The organism is Stutzerimonas decontaminans, from assembly GCF_000661915.1.
Lineage (GTDB): Bacteria > Pseudomonadota > Gammaproteobacteria > Pseudomonadales > Pseudomonadaceae > Stutzerimonas > Stutzerimonas decontaminans.
Window position 1 is genome coordinate 3,547,501 of sequence record NZ_CP007509.1, and the last position, 16,571, is coordinate 3,564,071.

17 protein-coding genes (1 of these 17 running past the window's edge) are annotated in these 16,571 nt (G+C 61.6%); 5 read left to right on the plus strand and 12 right to left on the minus strand.

The window, feature by feature from the left end:
- The 6 genes from msrQ to UIB01_RS16440 form a co-directional block, all read right to left on the minus strand.
- Positions 1-219 carry the beginning of a protein-methionine-sulfoxide reductase heme-binding subunit MsrQ gene (gene msrQ / locus UIB01_RS16415; RefSeq protein WP_038662835.1) on the minus strand. It extends 405 nt beyond the left edge of the window, so 219 of the gene's 624 nt are visible here — the first part of the coding sequence; the start codon lies at positions 217-219; its stop codon lies beyond the left edge, outside the window.
- On the minus strand, positions 219-1,226 hold the full coding sequence (msrP, locus tag UIB01_RS16420; protein ID WP_038662838.1) for a protein-methionine-sulfoxide reductase catalytic subunit MsrP: 1,008 nt from the start codon (positions 1,224-1,226) through the stop codon (positions 219-221). Before msrP ends, msrQ begins: the two co-directional genes overlap by 1 nt.
- A 54-nt stretch (positions 1,227-1,280) precedes the next feature.
- Complete coding sequence (gene pssA, locus UIB01_RS16425) at positions 1,281-2,120, minus strand: CDP-diacylglycerol--serine O-phosphatidyltransferase (protein WP_038662843.1); 840 nt, start codon at positions 2,118-2,120, stop codon at positions 1,281-1,283.
- A 154-nt stretch (positions 2,121-2,274) separates the two neighbouring features.
- Entirely contained in the window at positions 2,275-3,291 is a 1,017-nt protein-coding gene (gene ilvC / locus UIB01_RS16430) for a ketol-acid reductoisomerase (RefSeq protein WP_003303406.1), read from the minus strand.
- Between the two features lie 78 nt (positions 3,292-3,369).
- Entirely contained in the window at positions 3,370-3,861 is a 492-nt protein-coding gene (gene ilvN, locus UIB01_RS16435; RefSeq protein ID WP_003279875.1) for an acetolactate synthase small subunit, read from the minus strand.
- A 2-nt stretch (positions 3,862-3,863) separates the two neighbouring features.
- Positions 3,864-5,588, minus strand: a complete 1,725-nt coding sequence (locus UIB01_RS16440; protein WP_038665891.1) for an acetolactate synthase 3 large subunit — start codon at positions 5,586-5,588, stop codon at positions 3,864-3,866.
- A gap of 407 nt (positions 5,589-5,995) precedes the next feature.
- On the opposite strand from UIB01_RS16440, the gene UIB01_RS16445 reads away from it, so the two are divergent.
- Positions 5,996-6,427: a DUF4124 domain-containing protein gene (locus tag UIB01_RS16445; RefSeq protein ID WP_038662847.1), complete on the plus strand. Its 432-nt coding sequence runs from the start codon at positions 5,996-5,998 to the stop codon at positions 6,425-6,427.
- Positions 6,428-6,466: 39 nt separating this feature from the next.
- Here UIB01_RS16445 and UIB01_RS16450 read toward each other — a convergent pair whose 3' ends face one another.
- The 3 genes from UIB01_RS16450 to mrcB are packed head-to-tail and all read right to left on the minus strand — an operon-like array spanning position 6,467 to position 9,872.
- Positions 6,467-6,787, minus strand: coding sequence for a YqcC family protein (locus UIB01_RS16450; protein WP_038662850.1), 321 nt, complete (start codon positions 6,785-6,787; stop codon positions 6,467-6,469).
- On the minus strand, positions 6,787-7,509 hold the full coding sequence (locus UIB01_RS16455) for a tetratricopeptide repeat protein (protein ID WP_180983618.1): 723 nt from the start codon (positions 7,507-7,509) through the stop codon (positions 6,787-6,789). Before UIB01_RS16455 ends, UIB01_RS16450 begins: the two co-directional genes overlap by 1 nt.
- A 50-nt stretch (positions 7,510-7,559) precedes the next feature.
- Entirely contained in the window at positions 7,560-9,872 is a 2,313-nt protein-coding gene (mrcB, locus tag UIB01_RS16460; RefSeq protein ID WP_038662853.1) for a penicillin-binding protein 1B, read from the minus strand.
- Positions 9,873-10,031: 159 nt separating this feature from the next.
- Here mrcB and UIB01_RS16465 point away from each other — a divergent pair, with 159 nt between their 5' ends.
- The 4 genes from UIB01_RS16465 to UIB01_RS16480 all read left to right on the plus strand — a co-directional run bounded on the left by UIB01_RS16465 (position 10,032) and on the right by UIB01_RS16480 (position 13,644).
- A complete protein-coding gene (locus UIB01_RS16465) occupies positions 10,032-11,594 on the plus strand; it encodes a bifunctional aminoglycoside phosphotransferase/ATP-binding protein (protein ID WP_038665897.1) in 1,563 nt (520 codons plus the stop codon).
- 73 nt (positions 11,595-11,667) lie between these two features.
- Positions 11,668-12,453 (plus strand): class I SAM-dependent methyltransferase, encoded by a 786-nt coding sequence (locus UIB01_RS16470; protein ID WP_038662856.1) that lies wholly within the window; start codon positions 11,668-11,670, stop codon positions 12,451-12,453.
- Between the two features lie 18 nt (positions 12,454-12,471).
- Positions 12,472-12,735 (plus strand): TfoX/Sxy family protein, encoded by a 264-nt coding sequence (locus UIB01_RS16475; protein ID WP_014819277.1) that lies wholly within the window; start codon positions 12,472-12,474, stop codon positions 12,733-12,735.
- Positions 12,736-12,846: 111 nt separating this feature from the next.
- Positions 12,847-13,644, plus strand: a complete 798-nt coding sequence (locus UIB01_RS16480; protein WP_038662858.1) for a Crp/Fnr family transcriptional regulator — start codon at positions 12,847-12,849, stop codon at positions 13,642-13,644.
- 208 nt (positions 13,645-13,852) lie between these two features.
- On the opposite strand, the gene UIB01_RS16485 is transcribed toward UIB01_RS16480, so the two are convergent.
- The 3 genes from UIB01_RS16485 to UIB01_RS16495 are packed head-to-tail and all read right to left on the minus strand — an operon-like array spanning position 13,853 to position 16,553.
- Entirely contained in the window at positions 13,853-14,737 is an 885-nt protein-coding gene (locus tag UIB01_RS16485) for a ChaN family lipoprotein (protein WP_038662862.1), read from the minus strand.
- Between the two features lie 11 nt (positions 14,738-14,748).
- Entirely contained in the window at positions 14,749-15,510 is a 762-nt protein-coding gene (locus UIB01_RS16490) for a heme ABC transporter ATP-binding protein (RefSeq protein WP_439900405.1), read from the minus strand.
- Between the two features lie 5 nt (positions 15,511-15,515).
- A complete protein-coding gene (locus UIB01_RS16495) occupies positions 15,516-16,553 on the minus strand; it encodes a FecCD family ABC transporter permease (protein WP_038662869.1) in 1,038 nt (345 codons plus the stop codon).
- Between the last annotated feature and the right edge of the window lie 18 nt (positions 16,554-16,571).

Below are 16,571 nucleotides of genomic sequence, written 5' to 3' on the forward strand. Positions count from 1 at the left end.
ACGTCGTACGGCCAGCCAGCCGGCCCAGCCAGTCAACCGCTGCAAGGGCGTCATCGAAAGCGTCAGAAGCAATAGAACCAGCGCCCCCTCACCGAGACTATCTACCAACACCTTGCCTGGGTCAGGGCCAAGCGCGAACTGCCAGGCCAGATACAACCAGTACAGTGGCTGGCTCGCGACACAAGCGAAAACTGCCGACCGCCACAGGGGGTAGCGCATCAGTAGTCCTTACTGAGATCCATCGAGCTATATAACCCCGCGACCTGCTCTGCGTAGCCGTTGAACAATAGCGTGTCACGGAGGTTTGGACTGAACAGGCTTCCGGGAAGACGGCGCTCCCGAGCTTGCGACCAGCGCGGGTGTGAAACCTTCGGGTTGACGTTGGCGTAAAAGCCATATTCCTGGGGCGCCATCGACTGCCAGGTCGTAGTAGGCTGCTCGCGCACGAAGCTGATCCGCACAATTGATTTGATGCTTTTGAAGCCGTACTTCCAAGGCACCACAAGCCGCAGTGGCGCCCCGTTCTGGTTAGGCAGCGTACGGCCATACATGCCGACCGCAAGCAAGGTTAGCGGATGCATGGCCTCATCCATTCGCAAGCCTTCGACATAGGGCCAATCAATCAGCCCAAACCCGGAGCGGGTTCCACGCATTTCTTCCGGCCGGTACGCCGTTTCGAAGCGAATGAACTTCGCAGAGGAATGCGGTTGGACCTGACGAATCAGTTGGGCTAGGGGAACCCCCAGCCAAGGGATGACCATTGACCAGGCTTCTACACAACGAAGCCGATAGATGCGTTCCTCGAGCTGGCTTTCCGAGCACAGATCCTCAAGAGCGTACCGCCGGGGCTGATCGACCTCGCCGTCGATCAACACCGTCCAGGGCTCCACTTTCAAAGCTGAAGCGTGGCGCGCTGGATCCGCCTTATTGGGACCGAACTCGTAGAAGTTGTTGTACTGGGAGGCGTCAGCAAATGGCGTGATGGCTTCACCTTCTGGAGCCACTGCCTGCCAACGGGCGTTGGTCAGTTTGTCAGCAAACCACTCCGGAGCCGGCGCCGTAGTCACGCCGGAATAACGCTCGGAGGCTTCAGCGAAAGACGGCAATCCTGCGACAGCGCCGGAACACACTAGTCCGCGAAGTACCTGCCGGCGGTTCAAGTAAGCCGCCTCGGCCGTTACCTCTGGTTCGCGACATTCGCCGGAGGCGGGAATCTTGATAAGCATGGGCTGCTCCGCGTATTGACTCCGATGGAGCAATACGCGCAGCCGAACTGAAAATCAACCCTCGACACGCTTGCGGCGGCGCAACTGCATCAAGTACTGCACAGGACCGGATGCCGCGTACGCCAGGAAGATCAACAGCAGAATGCGGGGCGGATCGCTGAATACAACAGCGAACACGAGCACCACTACCAGGATAGCAACGAAGGGTACACGCCCCTTCAAATCGAGGTCCTTGAAGCTGTAGTACTTGATATTGCTGACCATCAACAAACCTGCAGCTGCGACCATCAGCGCGAACAGCATGACCAATATCAGCGGTAAATCGACACCGCGAATACCAACCTCATCCAACGCCCAGACCGCCCAGACCCAGCCGGCGACCACTCCCGCCGCAGCCGGACTTGCCAGACCTATGAACCAGCGCTTGTCCACCTTACCGATCTGCGTGTTGAACCGTGCCAGACGCAGCGCAGCGCAAGCGACATATATGAAGGCAACGGTAAGCCCGACATTACCCAGCTCCGACAGGGCCCACTCATAAGCCAGCACAGCAGGTGCCAGGCCGAACGCCACCATGTCTGATAGCGAATCGTATTCGGCACCAAACGCGCTCTGGGTGTTGGTCAGACGCGCGACACGTCCATCCAAGCTATCGAGCACCATGGCAACGAACACCGTGGCAGCCGCCACATAGAAGTTGCCATTGATGGCCGTGATGATCGAAAAGAAACCCGCAAAAAGGTTCGCTGTAGTGAACAGATTGGGCAGCAGGTAAATGCCGCGATGACGCACCTTGCGCCCATCAGGCTCCTGGGTCTCCTCGACATGCTCGTCGATCGGCAGAATGCTTTCTGGCTCGACTGGCTTGTTCGGCTCTTCGGGTTGTCCACTCATGCGCATTCACCTTCTACAACAGGTTATGGATAGATTTCGACCAGACCTAGAGACCTGCGGTTCAGCCTGGCCAAAGCCGCGTTTTATACCAGAAGCCTGGCTGGCAGAACGAAAAAACGCGGCCGAAGCCGCGTTTTCTTGAGCAGTAGAACGATCAGTTCTTGCTCTTGTCGACGATTTTGTTCGCCGCGATCCAAGGCATCATCGCACGCAGCTTCTCGCCGACCACTTCGATACCATGCGCCGCGTTGTTGCGACGGTAGGCAGTCATGGACGGATAGTTGGCAGCGCCTTCGGTGATGAACATCTTGGCGTACTCGCCGTCCTGAATGCGCTTCAGGGCATTGCGCATGGCGGCACGGGATTCGGCATTGATCACCTCAGGGCCGGTCACATACTCACCGTACTCGGCGTTGTTGGAGATCGAGTAGTTCATGTTGGCGATGCCGCCTTCGAACATCAGATCGACGATCAGCTTCAGCTCGTGCAGGCACTCGAAGTAGGCCATCTCCGGCGCGTAGCCAGCTTCGACCAGGGTTTCGAAGCCGGCCTTGACCAGCTCGACGCAACCGCCACAGAGAACAGCCTGCTCGCCGAACAGGTCGGTTTCGGTTTCGTCCTTGAAGGTGGTTTCGATGATGCCGGTACGGCCACCGCCGACGCCGCAGGCGTAGGACAGAGCGACGTTACGGGCATTGCCCGATGCATCCTGGTAGATCGCGATCAGGTCAGGGATGCCACCACCCTTGACGAACTCGGAACGCACGGTGTGACCCGGAGCCTTGGGAGCGATCATGATGACGTCCAGATCGGCACGCGGCACGACTTGGTTGTAGTGGATCGAGAAGCCATGAGCGAAGGCCAGAGTCGCGCCCTGCTTCAGGTTCGGCTCGATTTCGTCCTTGTACAGACGGCCCTGGAACTCGTCCGGGGTCAGGATCATTACCAGATCGGCAGCGGCAACAGCGGCCGGCACATCACTGACCTTCAGGCCATGGGCCTCGGCCTTGGCGATCGAGGACGAGCCCGGACGCAGGCCGACGGTGACGTCGACGCCGGAATCCTTCAGGTTGCACGCGTGCGCGTGCCCTTGGGAACCGTAACCGATGATGGCGACCTTCTTGCCCTGAATGATGGAGAGGTCGCAGTCTTTATCGTAAGAAACCTTCATGAATTACCCCTGTTGCCGGCCTCGTGGGCCATTCGATAAAACGTTGCTGACTGGCGAGACGACGCCCTTCGCCAGCCGTTAGATACTCAGCACCTTGTCACCACGGGAAATCCCGGTGACGCCACTGCGCACAACCTCCAGAATCGAGGCGGTGCCTACGGCCTGGATGAAACTGTCCAGCTTGTCACTGGTTCCGGCGAGCTGAATCGTATAGACGCTGGTAGTCACGTCGACGATCTGCCCACGGAAAATATCGGTGGTGCGCTTGACCTCGGCACGCTGGGCGCCAGTGGCCTTGACCTTGATAAGCATCAGTTCACGCTCGATGTGAGCGCTCTCCGACAGGTCCACCAGCTTGACGACCTCCACCAGCTTGTTGAGGTTCTTGGTGATCTGCTCGATCACCTCCTCATGCCCTACCGTGGTCAGCGTCAGACGCGACAGGGTCGGGTCTTCGGTCGGCGCCACGGTCAGGCTTTCGATGTTGTAGTTGCGTTGCGAAAACAGGCCGACCACACGAGACAGCGCACCCGGTTCGTTTTCCATCAGCAGAGAGATGATGTGTCTCATGTTCAGGTCCGCTCCGTCTTGCTCAGCCACATGTCGCGCATTGCACCGTCTTTGATCTGCATCGGATAGACGTGCTCGGCGGTATCGACAGCGATATCCAGGAAGACCAGGCGATCCTTCATGGCAAATGCCTCTTCCATCATCGGCTTGAGGTCCTTGAGGTCGGTAATGCGCATTCCGACGTGACCATAGGCCTCGGCCAGTTTGACGAAGTCCGGCAGCGACTCCATGTAGGAGTGCGAGTAGCGACTGTTGTACACCATGTCCTGCCACTGGCGGACCATGCCCAGCGCACCGTTGTTGAGGTTGATGATCTTGACCGGCAGGTCGTACTGCAGGCAGGTCGACAGCTCCTGAATGTTCATCTGGATACTGCCCTCGCCGGTAACGCAGGCGACATCGGCTTCGGGGAAGTTCAGCTTCACACCCATGGCTGCCGGCAAGCCGAAGCCCATGGTGCCGAGGCCGCCGGAGTTGAGCCAGCGGTTGGGCTTGTCGAACTTGTAGTACTGGCAGGCGAACATCTGATGCTGACCGACGTCCGAGGCTACATAGGCCTCACCCTTGGTCACTTCGCAGAGCACCTCGATGGCTGCCTGCGGCTTGATGATCGAACCGTCGCCCTCGTTGTAGGGGAACAGCCGGCCATTACCGCGCCACTCATCGATCTGCTTCCACCAGCTGGCCACAGTCTCGGCATTCGGCACCTGGCCGATTTCCTTGACGATGGCGACCATCTCGGTGAGCACGCTGTCGACCGGACCGACGATCGGGATGTCAGCCTTGATGGTCTTGGAAATGGAGGCCGGGTCGATATCGATATGGATGATCTTGGCGTTCGGGCAGAACTTGCTCGCACCATTGATCACGCGGTCATCGAAGCGCGCACCAACTGCAAGGATCACATCGGAGTGGTGCATCGCCAGGTTGGCGGTGTAGCTGCCGTGCATGCCGAGCATGCCGACGAACTGGCGGTCGCTGCCCGGATAGCACCCCAGGCCCATCAGAGTGTTGGTCACCGGCAGGTTGAGCATCTTCGCCAGCTCGGTCAGTTGTGCCGAGGCCTTGCCCAGGATCACGCCGCCACCGGCGTAGATGATCGGCCGCTTGGCTCCCAGCAGCAGTTCCGCCGCCTTGCGAATCTGGCCCGAATGCCCACGCACGGCCGGGCTGTACGAACGCAGCTTGGCCTTCTTCGGATAGACGTACTCGAACTTCTCGGCCGGGTTGGTCATGTCCTTCGGAATGTCGATGACAACCGGTCCTGGACGCCCGGACTCAGCGAGATAGAACGCCTTCTTCATCACTTCGGGGATTTCCGAAGGATGCTTGATCATGAAGCTGTGCTTCACGATGGGCCGGGAGATGCCGATCATGTCGGTTTCCTGGAAGGCATCGGTGCCGACCATGGTGCTGGGCACCTGACCGGAGATGACCACCATCGGGATCGAGTCCATGAAGGCGGTGGCGATACCGGTGATGGCGTTGGTCGCCCCTGGTCCGGATGTCACCAGTACGACGCCAGCCTTGCCGGTCGCGCGCGCATAGCCATCGGCCATGTGCGTGGCGGCCTGCTCGTGACGAACCAGGATGTGTTCGATGGCCTTTTCCTTGAAAAGCGCATCGTAAATATGCAGAACGGCACCGCCCGGGTACCCGTAGATGTACTTAACGCCTTCGTCACGCAGGGAGCGGACGACCATTTCAGCGCCGGATAAGAGTTCCACGTTGTTCACCTCTGAAACGCCAGATAGCGATTCCAAGTCGGAGCCGCCAGAAATAGGTTTACTGCCAGCAGGGCATGAGCGACGGTGGTCGCCGACTACGTCAGCCACTGACTGAGCCAGTATTGGAAGAGACCCTGGTGTCGCGGGCTCTCCACCCAGCGCGAGGTAACGCGTTGCGGGTGATGCAGGTCGGCGCGGGTAGCACCTCATGTCTGTCTAGACTGAGCCGGTATCGCTTGCGGCGAGGCGACTCAGGACAGCAAGCTTCGAATTGTTCGGATTCAGCACCAGCAAGTCAAGCTTGCCGTTGTGTTTGAGCAGCATTGAGCTGTGACAGGGTGCAGAAGCGGCGCTCCGGCTTTTGGGTATAGTGATTGCCGGTTTTCGATTTCAACGAAGGTAACAGCATGCGATTCAGGTTTCTTGCGGGCGGTTTACTACTGGCGCTTTGCGGCAACGTCATGGCCGCGCAGGTCTACAAGTGGGTCGACGCCCAGGGGGTTACGCATTTCGGTGCACAACCACCCCAGGGCCAGCAGGTGGAAACCGTCAATACCGTCACGGCACCAGCGAGACCGACTGTGACACCAGAACCGATACCGCAGGACGAACCCGAGGCTGACCAGCGCAGCATCGACCGCAAGGTGAAGCAGCAGGTCGCCGCGCAGGAAGCCGAACGCAAGCGCTACTGCGAAACCATGCGTACCAACCTCGCACAACTGCAGAACAACCCGCGTGTACGTGTCGACGACAACGGCGAAAATCGGAGACTGACCGAAGAAGAGCGGCAGACACGGATCAGCGAAACTCGCGACAAGATTGCCGAAAACTGCAACTGAGCTGGAGCGGCGGCTAGCGGTGCCAGATGACGCCGCGGCCTAGGGTGCCTCGATCAGCCGGTCGAAAGCGCGCAACGCCTCAAGGAGACCGACCACTTTAGCCTCCCGATAGGCAACCTCGGCCATCGCGCAGATGCCAGAGGCTGCGGGAAGAGGCAGGCCCGACTCAACGATGGTCTTCATCTGCGGCAGAAAGATCCATTGCAGCCACTGCTCGAAGCGCAGCGAATCTACGCAGAACGGCTCGACGCTGGCCAGGGCCTCCGGCGCCGGAGGCTCGACACTCCAAAGCGCCAGCACCCGCAACTCACGCTCGATCAACAGCAGTTGCTGCGCGACCGCTGGCAGGCGCTGATCCATCACAGGCTGACCTTCGCGCGCTCACGGGCCTGGGCGGCACCCGCGCTGTCGCCCTGCCGCTCGCGCGCCTGCGCAATCAATTCCCAGAGGCTCGCCTGCAGCGCAGGCCGTCCGCTCGCATAGCTCAGCGCCCGTCGCGACAACTGTTCCGCCTGGGTGAAATCCCCCTGCGCCAAGCGGACCTGAGCCAGGCGATAAAGCACCTGCGGCTCACGAGGAGCAATACGCTGCGCCCGCTCAAGACTGGAAGCAGCACCGTTCAGGTCACCGCCGCCCTGCTGCTGTTGAGCCGTAGTCAGCAACGCGAGAACCGGACCGTCCAGCTGCTCATCGGCGGCCAGTCCGCTGCGCGAAGACGGAATCCCGCTAGGCGCACTCGGCTGCGGAGCGCTGGCCGGCGCCGAGATCGACGGAGTCCGTTGCCAGGCGGGCTGGCTCGCACCGGCCGTCCCACTCGAACCGGTAAAAGGCACATCGGGTGCTGCGAAGGTTTCGAGCGGCGCAGAGCTGCCTTGCGGCACCATCACTACCACGCCAGAGTCTTCCTGCTGCTGCCGCGGTGCCGTTGCCGCGGCGGCCGGCGCGCGATAACCCTGCCGGGCCGCCATCTCCTCGGATACGGGAGCCCCGGAGTCCACCACGGGGATCGAACCGCGATCCACCGTCGCGCAGCCCTGAACGAGCGCCACTGTCGCCACCACAGCCAACCACTGCTTGTTCACCAATTAAGACCTCTCAACTTAGAACCACGAAGCACGTGTCGTACTGACAGTTACTGCAACCACCCGCGTACCCAATCCATCACCGACTCCGCCGGCGCCTGAATGCCGCAGCCAGGTCCGGGGGCGGGTTCGCTGCCGCGAATATAGGGCATCTGTACCGCATCGGGGCAGCGTTCGTCCGTACCTAGGCCGCTGCGTGAATCCACCCAGGCATAAGCCACATTGTCCGGCACCGGCATCTGCAACGGCAGCGGATCAGCTCGACGCATGAAGTCAGTCCACACCTGCAGCGCACCGGTCGCACCGGTCAGCGAGGTCTTGCCGTTGTCATCACGCCCCAGCCATACCACCGCTAGCAAGTCCTGACTGAAACCGGCGAACCAGCTGTCGCGCGAGTCATTGGTGGTCCCAGTCTTGCCGGCCAGGTTGAGCGACCGCGGCAGACTGTTGTAGGCAGAGCGACCGGTCCCCTCGCTCATAGCGCGCTGCATGGCGTACTGAGTCAGGTAGATGGCGCCCGGATCGAAGCGCTGCTGAATCTGGAACGGATAGCGCTTGAGTGGCTCACCGTCCGCAGTCAGCACACTGCGAATGCCGCGTAATGGGGTATTGAAGCCACCATTGGCAAGCGTCTGGTACATGTCAGCCACCTCGATCGGCCGCAGCCCGCCAGCGCCCAGCAGCATCGACGGGTAAGCTGGCCACTTCGGCGAGGCACCGAGTCGCTCGAGCGTCTTCAGCACGTTCGGCACGCCCAGGTCGAGGCCTAGCCGTGCGGTGGACAGGTTGTAGGAGTTGGCGAGGGCCTGATACAGGTAAACCGTCCCATAGGCCTGACGCCCATAGTTCTGCGGCTTCCAGACTTGCCCGTCGGCACCCTTCACCGAGAACGCTTCATCCTCGAGCAGGCTCGTCAGCGTGTACTGGCTGGGTTTCTCCAAGGCCGCAAGATAAATGGCCGGCTTGATCAGCGAACCAATCGGGCGCGAGGCATCCAGTGCCCTATTGAATCCAGCGAAACCCGGCTGGCGACTGCCCAGTAGAGCTTGAATCTCGCCGGTCTCAGGGTTGGTCACGATCATGGCGCCTTCGACGCCCTCGGTGCTCTTGCCGAGACGCTTGAGCGTCTCACTCATCGCCCGCTCGGCCTTGAGCTGGATGATCGGATCGAAACTGGTGAAGACGCGCAGCCCCTCTTCGGTGAGGTCTTCGTCACGATAGTCCTCGCGCAGCTGACGCTTGACCAGATCAAGGAAGGCCGGATAGGAGCTGTCCGCCATACTGCCGCGCTGGGTCACGCCCAGCGGCGCCTGCTTGGCCTTGGCCGCCTCCTCGGGGCTGACCACCTGTTGCTCGGCCAGCAAATCCAGCACCAGATTGCGCCGCTCCAATGCCCGCTCCGGGTTGCGCCGCGGATTGTAGTAGGTCGGGCCTTTCACCATCCCGACCAGCAGCGCCACTTGCGGCAGCTTCAGCTCGGCCAACGGCTGACCGAAGAAATACTGGCTGGCCAGGCCGAAGCCGTGCACGGCGCGACGACCATCCTGACCAAGGAACACCTCGTTGAGGTAGGCCTCGAGAATCTCCTTTTTGTCGTAATGCAGTTCCAGCAGCACCGCCATCATCGCCTCGGTGGCCTTGCGGTGGAGACTGCGCTCGTTGGTCAGGTAGAAGTTCTTCACCAGCTGCTGAGTCAGGGTACTGCCACCCTGGCGAACCTGGCCCGCGGTCAGGTTGACCCAGACGGCACGTGCGATGGACTTGGGCGATACGCCGAAGTGATTGAAGAACTCCCGATCCTCCACGGCGACCAGCGTTTCCACCAGATACGGCGGCACCTGATCGAGCTTGATCAGGATGCGATCCTCATTGTGCGCCGGATACAGCCCACCGATCAGCACCGGTTCCAGCCGCGCGACCGGCAGTGTGCCGCCATTGCCGGCACTGAGACCCGCGACGAAATCGCCCGAGAAACGTACACGTAACCGCTGTGACTGCTCGGCACCTTCGTAGAACTGAAACCCACGGGTATGCAGTTCGATGTCGTTGCCTGCCACGGACGCGCCGCCCGGACCACTCACTGCGCGCTCGCGGCGATAGCCCAGCGCATCCAGCTCGGCGAGAAAATCGTTCTTGTCCAGCTTCTGCCCAACGAACAGCTCCAGCGGCCGTGCGTAGACCTTGGCCGGGATCGTCCAGCGCTTGCCGGAGAATTTTTCCTGCACCACGGCATCGAGATAAATAGCGAAACCGGCCAGGATCACCAGACCGACGATGGATAGTTTTACCGCCCAGCCCAACCAGGGGCGAGCGCCAGCGGAGCGGCGTCTGGAGCGTGTACGGGGGGAGCGAGATCTAGTCATGGCGGCGCATTATACGCACTTTGCAGCCGCGGACCGACGGCCTCTCAGCGGTTTGCAGCGCAACGCACAGCGGCCATAATGCCCACGACTTTTCGACTGTGTGGACTGCTTCGCAGTGGACTCGCACGCCCCGCTCAAGAACTTCAACAAGGAATGACCGTGAGCCAAGCACTGATCGCCGCCCTGCAGAATCCTGCCCTGTACCCGCATCCCACCGAGGGCTTTCGAGCCATCGAAACCCACATTTCCTGGGTCATCCTCACTGGCGACTACGCCTACAAGATAAAGAAGCCAGTGGACTTCGGTTTCCTCAACTTCACCGACCTCGCATCGCGCAAGCACTTCTGCGAAGAAGAGTTGCGGCTCAACCAGCGCATGGCGCCGAATCTTTATCTCGAAGTCGTGCCCATCTGCGGATCGCCGGATGCCCCCGTGATCGGCGGTGCAGGCGAACCGTTCGAATATGCGCTAAAGATGCGCGAATTTCCGCAGACCCAACTGCTTGCCGAACTACAGGCACGCGGAGAACTGACGGACGCGCACATCGACGCTCTGGCCGAGCAGATCGCCCGCTTTCACCAGAGCACCCCGCAGGTTCCTGCCGGTCACGCCCTGAGCAGCGCCGACGCAATCGTCGCGCCGATGCGGCAGAACTTCGAACAAATTCGCCCACTGCTCAGCGAAGCGGCGGACCTGCGCCAGCTGGACGCATTGGAGGAATGGACCGAAACCAGTGTCGCGCGTCTGCGCCCACTGCTCGAACAACGCTGCGAACAAGGTTTTGTCCGCGAATGTCACGGTGACCTGCATTTGGGCAACGCCACGTTGATCGACGGCAAGGTGGTGCTGTTTGACTGCATCGAATTCAACGAGCCGTTCCGCCTGATCGACGTCGCCTCGGATGCTGCATTCCTGGCCATGGACCTCGAGGATCGCGGCTTGAAATGCCAGGCCCGACGCTTCCTCAACGGCTGGCTGGAGCACACCGGCGATTATGCGGCGCTAGGCCTGCTGAACCTCTACAAAGCGTACCGTGCGCTGGTACGCGCCAAGGTGAGCCTGTTCCGCCTCTATCAGGAGCAGGATGCCGTACAGCGCAAGGTGATCGTGCGTCAGTACCGCAGCTATGCGAACCTGGCGGAAAGCTATAGCGCCATTCCCTCGCGCTTTCTTGCCATCACCCATGGCGTTTCCGCCGTGGGCAAGAGCCACGTTGCGCTACGCCTGGTTGAGGCGCTGGGGGCGATACGTCTGCGCTCGGATATTGAACGCAAACGCCTACATGGCGAGCAGCCTGAAGCTCAGCAGGGGCAGCTCGATACCGGCATCTATAGCCAGCAGGCCAGCGATGCGACCTATCAGCGTCTGCACCAGCTCGCGACCACCGCGCTGCAGGCTGGCTTTTCCGTGGTGATCGATGCGGCGTATCTGAAACAACAGCAGCGTCAGGACGCCTGGCAGGCGGCTGAGACCACCGGCGTGCCCTTCCTGATTCTCGACTGCCAGGCGCCCGATGCGGTGATCGCGCAGTGGTTGGCGCAGCGCCAGGCCGAGGGGCTCGACCCATCCGATGCCACCATGGAGGTAGTGCATGCCCAACAGGCCAGCCGCGAGGGACTGAGCGAAAGCGAGCGGCTGCATAGCCGCAGGGTGGATACCCAGGATGCCGGCAGCCTCGACGAACTGGTCGCGAGCATCCGCCAGCACCTGCCAGGGCTCTGACCGCCAGGCACCGCCGCCAGCAGAGCGCGGCGGTGCTTCTATACTCCCGGTATTCCAATCGTGGAACACCACCATGTCTGCCAGCGAAGTACCCACATCAAGATCGGCCAGCGAAAGCGTCCAGCTGTTCTCCAGCCGCTCCACCGACTATGCACGCTTTCGCCCAACCTACCCCGACGCGCTGTTTACCTGGCTCGCGAGTCATTGTGCGGCAACCGACACCGTGCTGGACCTCGCTGCGGGTAATGGCCAGGCCAGCGCTCCCCTTACCAAGCACTTCCACCGCGTCCTGGCCTGCGATGCCAGCGCCGAACAGCTCAAGGCAGGAGATGACTGGTCGGACGTGCAGCGTTTCGTCGCCGATGCGCATTACCTGCCATTGCGTGGCGGCCAGCTTGATCTGCTGGTAGTCGCACAGGCGCTGCACTGGTTCGCCACACCCGCATTTTTTACCCAGGCGCGGCTCGCGCTAAAGCCGAACGGCCTATTCTGCGCATGGTGCTATAGCCTGCTGGAGGTGTCGGCAGAGGTGAATGCGGTCATCCACAGGCTCTACCGCGAAACCCTTGCCGGCTACTGGCCGGCCGGTCGCAGCAGCGTCGATGCCGGCTACAGCGATATCCAGCCTCCCTTCCCACTTATCGAATCGCCGCCGTTCGCTCTCGAGGCGCACTGGAGTCTCGCCGAACTGATTGGCTACCTGCGAACCTGGTCAGCCGTCAAACAATGGCAACAGCAGCACGGCCGCGACCCGGTTGCTCTGATCGAACCCCAGCTGTCGTCGGCATGGGGGCCGGCTGATCAGCGGCGGCTCATCCGCTGGCCGCTACACCTTTTGACAGGCTTCCCCAACCGCTAACACCGCAAGGACGCCGCCATGCACGACGAACTGCTTTCGCTCCGCAACCTCGGAAAGACCTCGGTGCAATGGCTGCATGCATCGGGCATCCATACCGCTGCGGACCTCCGGCGATTAGGCGCGGTGAGCTCTTATCGCGCAGTGAAGGCGCGCGGATTCGGCGCCTCGAAGGTGTTGCTTTATGCCATTGAGGGAGCGTTGAGAGACGTCCCATGGCAGCAGCTGCCGATCCCGCTGAAGGAAGAGCTCAATCGGAATCTGGGTGCCGATCGCGACAACTAGAGCTGGCTCACATCCTCCGCTTGGCGAGATTTACTCGATCACGTCACAAGCCCTATTGTGCGCCGACGTGACCCTGCCAATCGTCTGCCCGTTCGTTCAAGGATTACCGACATGTATTTACTCGGGGAGCAACCGGCGTACGCCGATCGCCTGATCAACCGCCTTCAATCAATCCCCTCGCAGCTGCTGGAAGGTTTGCAGCCCTCGGGCCCCAACCTTGAACTCAAGCACACCGACGACCTTTGCGCCGAGCTGCCGGCACAGCAACTTTTCATCATCGAAACGGGCTTGCTACACGCGCTGATCGACGGCAAGGCGCTGTTCTATCTCCAAGAAGGCGACCTGGTCGGACTGCGCCAGTCCGGCGACCTGCCGGAATGCCGCTACTGCAGCGACGAGCCGATCAGCCTGATCCCCTATTCGCGCAACGACGTGTTTCAGCATATCCATGCCGACGCGCACCGCCAGGAGCTGTTCACCCAGTACCTGATCGGCCATACCGCGCTACTCGGCGACGCCCTTGCACGGCTCAAGCAGCCGGAAATTCGCCCATCCACCGGCTTCAAGCATTTCGCCGTCGGAGAAGAACTGATTCGCCAGGGCGACGAGGCGGACAACGTATTCATCATCATCGAAGGTCACGCGGATGCGCTCGTCGATGGGCAGAAAGTGGGTGACGTACAGAAGGATGAGATTTTCGGCGCAATGGCGGTGTTTACCCGCGAGCGGCGCAGCGCAACGGTGGTGGCCAGCGAGCCCTGCACCGTCATGGTCATTCCCAAGGAGCAGTTTCTTGGCCTGACGCAAAGCAACCCGCGCATTGCCCACAGCCTCATCGAAAGCATGGCGCGACGCATCGACCTGCTGAACAAGGAAGTCACCCACCTGCGCGTCAACGTCGCTGTCTGAAACGGGTAGCAAGCCGCGTAAATATTTTTATGAAAGCCTGTTGACGCAGAAATGAGAATTGTTATTATTATCGCAACTGATCGCGAGGTCAGCCGATAGCTGAAGGCTCAGGCAGTCGATCCTTCAGGTTATCTCCTCATCAGGCTAATCACGGTTTTGACCCGGCTCTGCCGGGTCTTTTTTTGCCTGCTGAAAAATGCGAGCCGTCTCAGTTGCCGGAGTGGCGCAGCTGTTCACAGTGATCCTGCTCTGGTTGCGCCGGCGTATACCAGACGTAATCCGCTTGCGTGGCGGACACCTTCTCCCCCACCTCGGCAAGCATCAGCACACCTACCCGCTCGCCTGACAGATCCGCGATATGCAGCGGCACGCCCAGATCACGCCGCACATGGAACGCGCCGGCTAGCAGCATCGCGGGCTTCGGCGCTGCGACCATCTGTTCGGCCATGCGCCGATCACGCTGCTGCTGCACCGCCAGCATCGCTGGCAGCTGGGAAGCGGGCAGCATCCCGCAATGAGAAACCTCGATTTGCGCCAGCAGGGCATCTCGCACCGCACCGGTGGCCGACGCGCGCCCATGCAATGACGGAGCGGAGCGATAGATCGACATGATTTCGTCGCGTCCCAGATTGGCATGCAGCAACGGATACGGTTGCGTTAGCGCATGGCGGACCAGCGGCCCGTAGAGGTTCCAGTCCCACCCCTTCTGCCAGTCGAGCGCTTTCGGCAAATCGGCACCGGCGCGACCATTCGCCAAATCCCGGCGCGCCGCATCGACTCGCGTCTGCTGCTCTGGCTCAAGCATCTCCAGCAACAGGCCACCTTGCGGCCGCCTCTGCGCCAGCGCTTGCAACAGCCACAGCTGCAATGCGTGATGGTCCGGATTGTCGTGGCGCTCGCCGACCAGTAGGCCATCGTAAGCCTGCAGTTTCGTCACGAGCTGGGCGGGAGTGATCACTGCATCGTGCTGCAGCTCGACGATCAGGCCGAGATCGCGATGCTCACGCCCCTCGGGGCTTTGCCACTCGGGTAGCGGCGGTAACGTTTGGCAACCGGCCAGTAATCCCAGAATCAGTAAAAGCACGATGCGCACGACGAACCTCCTCAGCGGGCAATGATTAGCGGATGACCACGCTCGGGATGGCGCTGCACCAGCACGTCCAGACCGAAGACCGCTTGCAGTGGCTCTGCCCGCAGCACCTCGTCGACCGAGCCCTCGGCATGCGGGCAGCCGTTCTTGAGCAGCAGCAGACGGTCACAGTAGCGGGCCGCCAGATTCAGATCATGCAGGATGACCAGCGCAGCGCCGCCCTGTGCAGCAAAGCTTCTGACTGCCTGAAGAATGCTGTGCTGATGCGCCGGGTCGAGCATCGAAGTGGGCTCATCGAGCAGCAGCACCCGCCCCACTCCGCCCGGCCAGAGTTGCGCCAGCACCCGGGCGAGATGTACACGCTGGCGTTCGCCACCCGAGAGTTTGAGGTAGCTGCGCGCGGCAAGATGCTGTGCGTCTGCGGCGGCAAGCGCAGCGGCGACGATGGCGGCGTCGGCCTGGCGCCCGGTGCGATGAGGCAGGCGCCCCATGGCGACCACATCCGCGACGCGGAAAGCGAAGCTTAGCGTCGAGCTCTGTGGCAGCACCGCCAGACAGCGCGCTCGATCCACGCCCGACCAGTCCCCGAGCGCGCGCCCTTGCAGCGACACATCTCCCGCAGATGGCGTCAGCTCACCCGATAACGCCGCCAGCAACGTGCTCTTGCCGGCGCCATTGGGCCCGAGCACACCAAACACCTGTCCTGGCCGCAGCTTGAGCGATACGCCCTGCAGCGCCGTTATCGCGCCACGCCGCACTGTAAGATCGCTGCCCACCAGCATCAGGCGCGCTCACGCAGCAGGAGATAGAGGAAGAACGGCGCCCCGAGCAATGCAGTGACAATACCGATAGGCAGCTCGGCGGGCGCAATCACCAGCCGCGCGGCAACATCGGCCAGCAGCAGCAGGCTCGCGCCAGCAAGGGCCGATGCGGGCAACAACAGCCGATGATCGGGCCCGACCAACAGGCGCATCAGATGCGGCACCACCAAACCGATAAAGCCGATCAGACCGGCCGCCGCAACCGCCGCACCGACGCCCAGGGCTGTGCAGACCACCAGTTCGCGCTTGACCCGCTCGACATCGAAGCCCAGATGGCGCGCTTCCGACTCGCCCAGCAACAACGCATTCAAAGCTTTCGCCCGCCGTGGCAGCCACAGCGCCACCGCAATCGTTATCAGCAGTAGCGGCCAAAGCCGCGCGTAGCTGGCGCCGTTCAGACTGCCGAGATTCCAAAAGGTCAGCGAGCGCAACGTTCGATCGTCGGCCAGATAGGTGAACAATCCGACAACCGCACCGGCGAGCGCCGTAAGCGCGATGCCCGAAAGCAACATGGTGGCAACATGGGTCTGGCCGTCGCGCCGCCCCAGGCGATAGACCAGCAGCGTTACACCAAGCCCACCGGTGAAAGCGAATGCGGACAAGACGTAGGGCTCCCAGATCAGCGGCAATGCCGGGACGAATGTGGCGCCGACGATCGCAACCGCGGCGCCCAGGGCTGCACCACTGGATACCCCGACCAATCCTGGATCGGCCAGCGGATTACGAAACAGGCCCTGCATCGCCACCCCACAAAGCGCCAGCACCGCGCCGACAGCACAGCCAAGCAGCGTCCGCGGCAGACGAATCTGCGCGAGGACCAGCTCCGCCTGTTCCAGCCCGGCTTGCTCGATCGGCGCGCCGAGCAGCCGCAACGCAGCAGACAGGCTATCGCCGAGCGTCAGGCTCAGCGGCCCCAGTGCCAGCGACAGCCAGATGGCGGTCAGCAGCAACAGACCGAGCACGAAAAACAGAAAGCGCACGGGAACCAGACTACCCATCGGAGTGCTTCGCCAAGC